Origin of the sequence: Coleofasciculus sp. (assembly GCF_046539235.1) — a bacterium.
In the GTDB taxonomy this organism is placed as follows: Bacteria; Cyanobacteriota; Cyanobacteriia; order Cyanobacteriales; family Coleofasciculaceae; genus Coleofasciculus.
Genome location: NZ_JBKHHI010000248.1, coordinates 1 through 9,805, shown reverse-complemented (window position 1 = coordinate 9,805; position 9,805 = coordinate 1). Strand labels below are relative to the sequence as shown.

The following is a 9,805-nucleotide window of genomic DNA, read 5'->3' as shown; positions in this document are numbered from 1 at the left end:
TGCATGCAACGTCTCTACCATAAGATGCGTCCTAACCGCTATGGCGATTGCTATATATTGAACAGTTGGGATTGAATCGCTATACGTTAATTCATTATCCCAAAGCCTTAATTCATACATGGTTAGCTTGGCAAGAAACGCCAGCAATGCCCATGGAACAAGCCATTACCGCCCAGGTACTGAGTTATAATGCTGAAATCGCCAACAAAGTCGTTGAATGGTTAAAACGTCTGTTTGAGTTAGCGGACGTTTAAAATAAATATGGCGAATCAAACGTTAAAGACAAATAACGAATGCCGAATGACAAATGACGAATGACAAATGACAAATGCCACGCATCTTTGACAACATAGAACAATCGCTGTTACCGACATTACGGGATACACTGAAAATTTCCCAACGGGCTGACTTTTGTGTCGGCTATTTTAATCTGAGAGGGTGGCGTAAAATTGATGATGCGATTGAACAGTTTGGCGGTGGTGAAGGGGGTTGTTGTCGGCTGTTAATTGGGATGCAGCGCTTACCGAAAGATGATGTGCATTCGGCGTTGGCGTTGGGGTATGAAGATAGAGGGATTGATAATAGCACAATTATCCGTTACAAGAAACAAATTGCTCAAGAATTTTGTGAACAATTAACCTGGGGCGCACCCACGAATGAGGATGAAGCAGGTTTGCGCCGATTGAGTCAGCAAATTAAAACCCAGAAACTTATTGTTAAATTATTTCTGAGATATCCGCTTCATGCCAAATTGTATCTGATTCATCGCCAGGATATCAATAATCCCACGATTGGCTTTTTGGGTAGCAGTAACCTGACATTATCGGGGTTACAATACCAGGGCGAGTTAAATGTTGATATTCTAGACCATGATGCTTGTCAAAAGCTACAGATATGGTTTAATCAGCGTTGGGATGACCGCTGGTGTATTGATATTTCCCAAGATTTGGTGGAAATCATTGATCAGAGTTGGGCAAGAGATAAGTTAATTCCGCCTTACTATATTTATCTGAAGATTGCCTATCATTTATCTCAAGAAGCTAGGGCGGGGTTATCGGAATATCAGATTCCCCGTGATTTTCGCCATCAGTTATTTGACTTTCAAAAAGCCGCCGTCCAAATTGCTGCCCGTCATTTAAACCGTCGGGGTGGGGTATTGGTGGGAGATGTTGTCGGGTTGGGGAAAACGTTAATTGCTTCGACGTTGGCTAAGATTTTGGAAGAGGATTTTTTCTTGGAAACTCTGATTATCTGTCCCAAGAACTTAGTGACAATGTGGCAGGATTATGTTCACCGCTACGGGTTACGGGCAAAAGTCCTGTCCTTCAGTCGGGTGCAGATAGAGTTACCCAATGAACGCCGTTATCGGGTGGTATTAATTGACGAGAGTCATAATTTGCGGAATCGAGAGGGGAAGCGGTATCGGGCAATTCAGGAGTATATTGCGCTGAATGAAAGTCGCTGTATTCTGTTGACGGCGACGCCTTATAACAAAACCTATTTGGATTTATCCAATCAACTGCGTTTATTTGTTCCTGATGATCAGGATTTAGGGATTCGTCCCGAAAAACTGCTGAGTGAGTTGGGGGGAGAAATCGAATTTAGCCGCAAACATCAAGCCCCCGTGCGTTCATTAGCGGCGTTTGAAAAGAGTGAGTATCCCGATGATTGGCGAGAATTGATGCGGCTGTATATGGTGCGTCGAACTCGCAGTTTTATTCAGGAAAATTATACGGAAGATGATGAACTAGGGCGCAAATATCTCACGTTTCCGGATGGGAGACGGGCATATTTTCCCCTGCGCCAACCCCAGACGATTAAGTTCAGCTTGGGCGCGGGGAATGATCCCTATGGGGCGCTTTATTCAGAGGAGATGGTTAATCTGCTGAATTCCCTAAATTTGCCTCGATATGGATTGGGGAATTATGCGATATCAGAAAAGTCAGCTAAGGGGAAATCCTTAACCCTTGCGGAAGCGGTACAGCTAAAAGGGTTATCTCGCGCTGGGAAACGATTGATGGGATTTTGTCGGACTAACCTATTTAAGCGCTTAGAAAGTGGTGGGGTAGCCTTCTTGCAATCCATTGACCGCCATATCTTACGCAATTATATTTTCTTGCACGCGATCGCACAAGGCTTACCTTTACCCATTGGTTCCCAAGAGGCGGCGCTGCTGGATACTCGCACCAATGATGAGGATATGGATTCGGTGATGGGAACGTTGCTGGATTTCGATGATGAGGAAGAAGTCACCGGGGAAGAATTATTATCTCAAACCGAAATAGACTATCGCCAACGGGCGGCGCTGATTTATCATGAGTATTCGACTCGGTATCAGCGGCGGTTTAAGTGGCTGCGTCCTCAATTATTTAAGGCTTCGCTGAAAAAAGATTTACTTGCTGATGCGAAAGCCTTAATCAGTCTCCTGAATCAATGTGGGGAGTGGGATGCGAATCAAGACCCAAAATTGGCGGCGTTAGTTCAGCTACTCGGTGAGGTTCATCCCCAAGAAAAGGTGTTGATTTTTAGTCAGTTTGCGGATACGGTACATTATCTGACTGACCAACTCCAGCAACGGGGAATTGATAAGGTTGCAGGGGTTACCGGGAATTCTGCTAACCCGGCTGAAATCGCGTGGCGTTTTAGTCCCGTCAGTAACGATAAGTCCGTCTCCTCTGAGGAAGAATTACGGGTTTTAATTGCTACCGATGTCCTCAGTGAAGGGTTAAATTTGCAAGACTGCGCCATTATTGTTAATTATGACTTACCTTGGGCAATTATTCGCCTAATTCAACGGGCGGGAAGGGTAGACCGAATTGGTCAAAATGCGGCGAAAATTCTTTGCTATTCGTTTTTACCCGCAGCGGGAGTGGAACGGATTATTCGGCTACGAGAACGGTTGCGTCAACGACTGCAAGAAAATGCGGAAGTGGTTGGGACAGATGAGGCGTTTTTTGAAGAGGATGCGAATGAACAAACTCTATTAGATTTGTATCACGAGAAGTCTGGGATTCTTGATGGCGATGAGGATAACGAAGTAGATTTGACTTCGGAAGCCTATCAAATTTGGCAGAATGCGACTCAGAATAATCCCACGCTGAAAAAGCAGATTGAAACCTTAGCAAATGTGGTCTATTCCACCCGCAAGCATACACCTACCACTAGCCAACCGGAAGGGGTATTACTGTATATGAAAACGGGCGAAGGTAATGATGCCTTAGCTTGGATCAATAAGCAGGGTAAAAGTGTTACCCAGTCTCAGTTTGAGATTATGAGAATGGCACGCTGCGAACCGGAAACTCAGGCAATTGACCGTCATCCTTCCCATCATGATTTAGTCCAAAAGGGGGCGGAACTAATTGCGGAGGAAGAGAAAAGTACCGGGGGTCAATTGGGGCGTCCTTCGGGGGCAAGATTTCGTACCTATACACGGCTGAAACGGTATGCTAACGAGATGCCTTTGTTAGCGACGCCAGATTTACATAAAGCAATTGACCAAATTTATCGTTATCCCTTGCGACAGTCAGCGATTGACCGCTTGAATCGGTCGTTGAAAAGTGGGATGGATGACCAACAGTTTGCCGAGTTAGTTGTGGCGCTGTATTTAGATGACCGTTTGTGTTTTGTTCAGGAGGAAGGGAGAACTCAAGACCCGGAAATTATTTGTTCGTTAGGATTATTTCAAGGATAAGCTAGGTAATCACCATGACATCACTCACTATTCCAGAAACCCAATTAACCCTCGCCGAGTTTTTGGCACAACCGGAAACCAAGCCAGCCAGGGAATATGTCAACGGTAAAATTTACCAAAAGCCCATGCCTCAAGGAGAACATAGTGTTTTACAAGGTAGTTTAGTCACTGCCATTAATCAAGTAGCGATACCCGATAAGTTAGCCTATGCCTTTCCCGAATTACGCTGTACCTTCGGTGGACGTTCGATTGTTCCCGATGTATCCGTTTTTACCTGGGAGCGTATTCCGCGTAAAGCTAATAACCGGATTGAGAATAAATTTAAAATTGCCCCAGATTGGACGATTGAAATTCTCTCTCCTGACCAATCCCCTAGTCGGGTGATTGATAATATTCTGTTCTGTTTAAATCATGGAACCAAGCTGGGGTGGTTTATTGAACCGGATGATGAATCGGTTATGGTCTTTCAACCGAATCAGTTACCTGTTGTCAAGTATAAGACAGATAGTTTACCCATTCTTGATAGTTTAGGCAATTGGCAGCTTACGGTAGCGGATGTGTTTAGTTGGTTGAATTTGGATTAAAATACAAACCTGTATCTTTTTGTGAGAATATGGTTCAAACAATTCAAGCTAGAGATGTCACGCTAGGACAATTAGAAACTCACTTCCAGCTTCAGCGAGTTGAGGATGAACAGTTCTTCCCAGAATGGCATGGTGATTTACCCGAACTTACCGACTGGCAAAACCAACTCTTAGAACAAGTCCGTTCGGGCTATTTCAATTTACTCAAACAACCCCCTTTACTCGAAAAACCTATCAACCTCGCCGTTGTCTCCCCGTTATTATTTATCGGACAATTTTATCTATCGCCTTGGAATTTAAGAGCCGAGAGTAGTGTCCAAATCTCTGCTCAAGACGAAGAACGCGGAATTATTGTTAAAGGGAATCTTGACACCTTGGTTCTTAAGGACAAACTTTGGGTGATGGTGATTGAATCCAAACAAGCTAATTTCTCTGTAGAGGCTGGATTAGCGCAAATTCTCGCCTATATGCTAGGGAACCCTAATTCAGCACAACCGAGTTTTGGCATGATTACGACTGGGGGAAGTTTTCTTTTCCTGAAAGTTGTCAAAGACACTACCCCTCTGTATGCTATGTCTGATTTGTTTGGAATTGGCAATCGCCAAAATGGTTTGGGTGATGTCCTCAGAATTTTAAAGAAACTGATTTATCTATCTAGTTCTGCTAATTTGGAATAGATAGTGGTACCTCGATAAGGGCGCACGTTAATCCAAGGGCGCACGTTAATCCAAGGGCGCACGTCGGTGCGCCCCTACGCCAAAATGTTTCACGCCGATTGTCAGCGCTTAAGTGTTTAGGGCGAAGACAGCGCAACTACAAACCTGTATCCTGATTTTTAGGAGATACGAATTATGCCCCTCAATTTTCAACGCACCCGTGATTTACTCTATAATTTCCAGTTTCATGAGTTGTTTATTGAAGAGTTGGGCTGGTATCAACCCTCCACGAAGAAAGCGGTATCTTTGGAGATTGAGGAGAAAACCTATCAGTATTACCGGATTGCGGAAGCGTCTGGGGTGGTTGTCTTTGAAGTGACGGGAGAGGATGGTACGATTCCAGAGGCAAAACATCGGGTGGCGATTCATAAAGAATTGACGGAGAAAATTGCGGAAAATTTGTTGATTTTTGTGGATAATGAGCGCAGCCGCAGTCTGTGGTATTGGGTGAAGCGGGAGGAGTCTAAGCGTTATGTGCGTGATCATTTATATGTGAAGGGTCAACCGGGGGATTTGTTTTTAAGTAAGTTGGGTGGGTTGGTAATTGATATTTCCCATCTGGAAGATGGTGAACCGTCGGTGGTTGAAGTTGCTCAACGGTTACAAAGTGCTTTTGATATTGAGCGGGTTACGAAGAAGTTTTATAAGGCGTTTCAGGAACAACATCAGGAGTTTCTTAGGTTTATCCAAGGGATTGATAGCGAAGGGGATTGTCGCTGGTATACGTCGGTTATTCTGAATCGCTTAATGTTTGTTTATTTCTTACAGAAGAAAGGGTTTATTGATGATGAAGATTTAGATTATCTGCAAAATAAGTTAGCCGAGAGTAAACAGCGGGGAGAAAATCGCTTTTTTCGGGAGTTTCTCCAAGCGCTATTTTTTGAAGGATTTGCTAAACCGGAATTTGAACGGGAACCGGAGGTGCAACGGTTAATTGGGCGGGTAAAGTATTTGAATGGGGGATTATTTCTTAAGCATCGGATTGAGCAAGAGTATCCGCATATTGCTATAGCAGATGAGGCGTTTGAGCAGATTTTGGATTTGTTTTCTCGCTATTCCTGGAATCTGGATGATACGCCAGGGGGTAAGGATGATGAGATTAACCCGGATGTGTTGGGGTATATTTTTGAGAAGTATATTAACCAGAAGGCGTTTGGGGCGTATTATACCCGCCCGGAGATTACCGAGTATTTATGCGATCGCACGATTAATAAGCTTATTTTAGATCGGGTGAATGCGACAATTATAGGAGATTCCTCTCCATCTGTCTCTAACCAGGGGGAAGGGTTTGCGGATATCAACGAACTACTGATTAAGCTTGACTCCCCGTTGTGCGATCGCTTAATCCACGATATCCTTCCTAATCTATCATTACTTGACCCGGCTTGCGGTTCTGGAGCCTTCCTCGTCGCCGCGATGAAGACGCTTATCTCAGTCTATACGGCGGTTATCGGCACCATCAAGTTAAAAGGCGATCGACGTTTGAAAGCGTGGTTAAATAAGATTGAGGCAAATCATCCCTCATTATCTTATTTTGTCAAGAAGCGGATTATTACCGATAACCTCTATGGTGTAGACATCATGGAGGAGGCGACGGAAATTGCCAAATTACGGTTATTTTTGGCGCTGGTTTCTTCCGCCCAGGAGGTTGAGGAGTTAGAACCTTTACCGAATATTGATTTTAACATCATGGTGGGGAATTCGTTAATCGGGTTGATTCGGGTAGATGAGGAAGGATTTGATACCGTTGGCGATTCCAAGTATAAACAGGGGAATTTACTGCAACCTCTAGCCGCCAGTAGTTATCGGCAGATTTTGGGCGAAAAGAACGAAAATATAGCGTTATACAAAAAACACGCTTTTCAGCCAGAAGATATTGAAGAAACCTCTCAGGATTCTCGATTGCAAATGCTGCGAAATGAGATTGAGAAGCTAAACCGTGATTCTTACACGAAGTTAAATCAGTTATTGTTGGATGAGTTTAGTAGTAAGTTAGGGATTAAGTATGAACAGGCGCAGTTGAAAGGGAAAGCGAAAAAGCGGGTATTGACGATTCAGGATATTGAAGCGCTGAAACCGTTTCACTGGGGCTATCACTTTGACCAGATTATAGAAGACAGAGGCGGATTTGATGCGATTATCACTAATCCACCATGGGAGATATTTAAGCCACAGGCTAAAGAGTTTTTCGCGCAATACAGTGCTATTGTGACTAAAAACAAAATGGACATCAATAAATTTGATCAGGAAAAGCAGAAATTACTAAAAAATCCAGAAATTGCTCAGGCTTGGTTGGAATACCAAAGCCAGTATCCATACATGAGTTCATACTATCGCTCATCAGAGCAGTATAAGAATCAAGTGTCAGTTGTTAATGGCAAAAAAGCGGGAACAGATATTAACCTATATAAGCTTTTTTTAGAACAGTGTTTTAACCTTCTAAAACCTTGTGGTGAATGTGGAATTGTTATTCCTAGTGGTATTTATACAGATTTAGGAGCCAAACAACTTCGAGCTATGCTTTTTGAGCAAACTCAAATCACTGGGTTATTTTGTTTTGAAAATCGCAGGGCAATTTTTGAAGGTGTTCATCGCAGCTTCAAGTTTGTTATTTTGACGTTTGAGAAGAATGGCATAACTCAAGAATTTCCAGCACAATTTATGCGTCATGATGTACAAGAACTTTCAAATTTTCCTGAACATGACAGTCTCTACATTAATGTTGATCTAGTACACAGCCTTTCTCCTGATTCTCTCTCAGTGATGGAGTTTAAAAATGAAACAGACATTCGTATTGCCCAAAAGATGAGCAAGTTTCCTTTACTGGGGGAAAAGATTCAAGGGAAGTGGAATCTGAAATTAAATTCAGAGTTTCACATGACGAATGATAGTCATTTATTCAATCCGCAGCCAGCAGCAGAGAGATTACCTCTCTATGAAGGTAAAATGATTGAGCAATTTAATCATACATTTGGCACAGCTAGGTATTGGATAGAAGAGTCAGCAGGGCGTGCAGCTATATTAGGACGAGAGGAAGATAAAGGACAGGCTTTAGATTATCAACATTATCGATCTGGTTTCCGTAAAGTAGCTAGATCAACTGACTCTCGCACTTTAATAGCAACAGTTATTCCGCCAAGTTTTCATTCAGAGAATTTTCAGTCCGTCTTGCGTTACTCGAAAAAAGTAGATAGTCCACTAAACAACGCTGAGTGTTTATATTTGGTATCCATTTGGAATAGTTTTGTTCTAGATTATGCACTTCGGTTTCGAGTATCCGCTAATGTTAATTTTTTCTACGTCTACCAACTCCCTGTCCCCCGCCTCACAGAAGGAGAACCCTACTTTAATGAAATTGTCGAACGCGCCGCCAAACTCATCTGCACCACTCCAGAATTCGATGATTTAGCCCAAGAAGTCGGACTCGGTTCCCATAAAAACGGCGTCACCGACGAAACCGAACGCGCCAAACTTCGCGCTGAACTTGATGGTATGATTGCCCACCTCTACAACTTAACCGAAGCCGAATTTAAACACATTCTCAGTACCTTTCCCATCGTTCCCGAAGAAACCAAACAAGCCGCCCTAGACGCCTATAAAACCCTTACCCCCCTAACTGGTGACGCAGAAATTATTCACCTCATCAACAAAGGCGAAAGCACCGAATTAGAATTCAAATCCTCCGCCCGTTGGGATATGCGGGAAAACAAGAAAAATAAGGAGATGGAACAGGTTATCCTCAAAACCGTTGCGGCTTTCTTAAACACCCATCACGGGGGAACAGTATTAATCGGCGTCAACGATGAAGGCAAAGTTATTGGCTTAAACCACGACTACCAAACCGTACAAAAGAAAAACCGCGACGGTTACGAACTCTTTCTCACCAACGACTTACTACTAAAAGAACTCGGTAAAGACATCGCCCCCTACATTCATATCACCTTCCACGAAATCGAAGGTAAAGACGTTTGTCGGATTAGCCTTGACCCCTCCCCGCGTCCCGTCTATGTTAAGCTCAAAGACGATAAAAGCGGTCAAACCAAAGAATGTCTGTTTATCCGCACTGGCAACTTAACCAGCCAACTGGATACTCCTAGTGAGATTCTCAATTATTGCCAAAATCGCTGGTTATAGCAGTAGACACATCGATTAGGACAAACGAACTGTTGTAGAGACGTTCCGGCGGAACGTCTCTACTAAATGATGTGTCCTAACCGCTATGGCGGTTGCTATAATATATTATTTCCAAATCGGGTCAGGTATATGGCAAAGGGCGCAAACATTGTACCCCGACAATACACTATAATCCCTATTTTCCACACAATGAACCAATTACCGTCTCGCCTCAAATCCGCTCAACCCTTCCGGTTCCTCATACTCCACCGCCACATCTTTCACCACAGCAGCAGAAGGACCCTGATGACACCAATTAATCATGTCCTCAACTCCTGATTTCTTCCCTTCAAACACCGCTTCCACTCGACCATCAGGCATATTTCGCACCCAACCATTCACACTGCATCGACGAGCTTTACTGGCTGTTGAAAGACGATAGCCAACGCCTTGAACTTCTCCAGAAATGAAAACGTGGGCGCGGATTTGTTCCTGTGATTGATTCGGCATTTTATTTTAACTTCGGTTGAATACTTACAGAAAAATAGGGCAGAAGGTAGAAGGCAAATGACAGAAGAAAATGATATAGCAGTTATCGGTGAGCTAGGGCGGGTTTTGTTGTGCCGTTATCGGTGGGGAAGGCGGGTTTTGTTGTGCCGTTATCGGTGGGGAGGGCGGGTTTTGTTGTGCCGTTATCGGTG

General features: G+C 43.6%; 6 protein-coding genes. 5 read left to right on the top strand and 1 reads right to left on the bottom strand.

The features are described from left to right. Positions 1 to 47 precede the first annotated feature (47 nt). From ACLFWI_RS19810 to ACLFWI_RS19790, 5 genes are all read left to right on the top strand, one after another. Positions 48 to 254: a DUF3226 domain-containing protein gene (locus ACLFWI_RS19810; protein ID WP_446410474.1), complete on the top strand. Its 207-nt coding sequence runs from the start codon at positions 48 to 50 to the stop codon at positions 252 to 254. Positions 255 to 328: 74 nt separating this feature from the next. Further along, positions 329 to 3,691 (top strand): helicase-related protein, encoded by a 3,363-nt coding sequence (locus ACLFWI_RS19805; protein WP_446414337.1) that lies wholly within the window; start codon positions 329 to 331, stop codon positions 3,689 to 3,691. Between the two features lie 14 nt (positions 3,692 to 3,705). Beyond that, positions 3,706 to 4,275 (top strand): Uma2 family endonuclease, encoded by a 570-nt coding sequence (locus ACLFWI_RS19800; protein ID WP_446414336.1) that lies wholly within the window; start codon positions 3,706 to 3,708, stop codon positions 4,273 to 4,275. 29 nt (positions 4,276 to 4,304) lie between these two features. Continuing rightward, complete coding sequence (locus ACLFWI_RS19795; RefSeq protein ID WP_446414335.1) at positions 4,305 to 4,952, top strand: restriction endonuclease subunit R; 648 nt, start codon at positions 4,305 to 4,307, stop codon at positions 4,950 to 4,952. A 174-nt stretch (positions 4,953 to 5,126) separates the two neighbouring features. Further along, on the top strand, positions 5,127 to 9,125 hold the full coding sequence (locus tag ACLFWI_RS19790) for an Eco57I restriction-modification methylase domain-containing protein (protein WP_446414334.1): 3,999 nt from the start codon (positions 5,127 to 5,129) through the stop codon (positions 9,123 to 9,125). A 198-nt stretch (positions 9,126 to 9,323) separates the two neighbouring features. On the opposite strand, the gene ACLFWI_RS19785 is transcribed toward ACLFWI_RS19790, so the two are convergent. Further along, positions 9,324 to 9,614 carry an acylphosphatase gene (locus ACLFWI_RS19785; protein WP_446414333.1) on the bottom strand — a complete coding sequence of 97 codons (291 nt, stop codon included), beginning with the start codon at positions 9,612 to 9,614 and terminating at the stop codon, positions 9,324 to 9,326. Between the last annotated feature and the right edge of the window lie 191 nt (positions 9,615 to 9,805).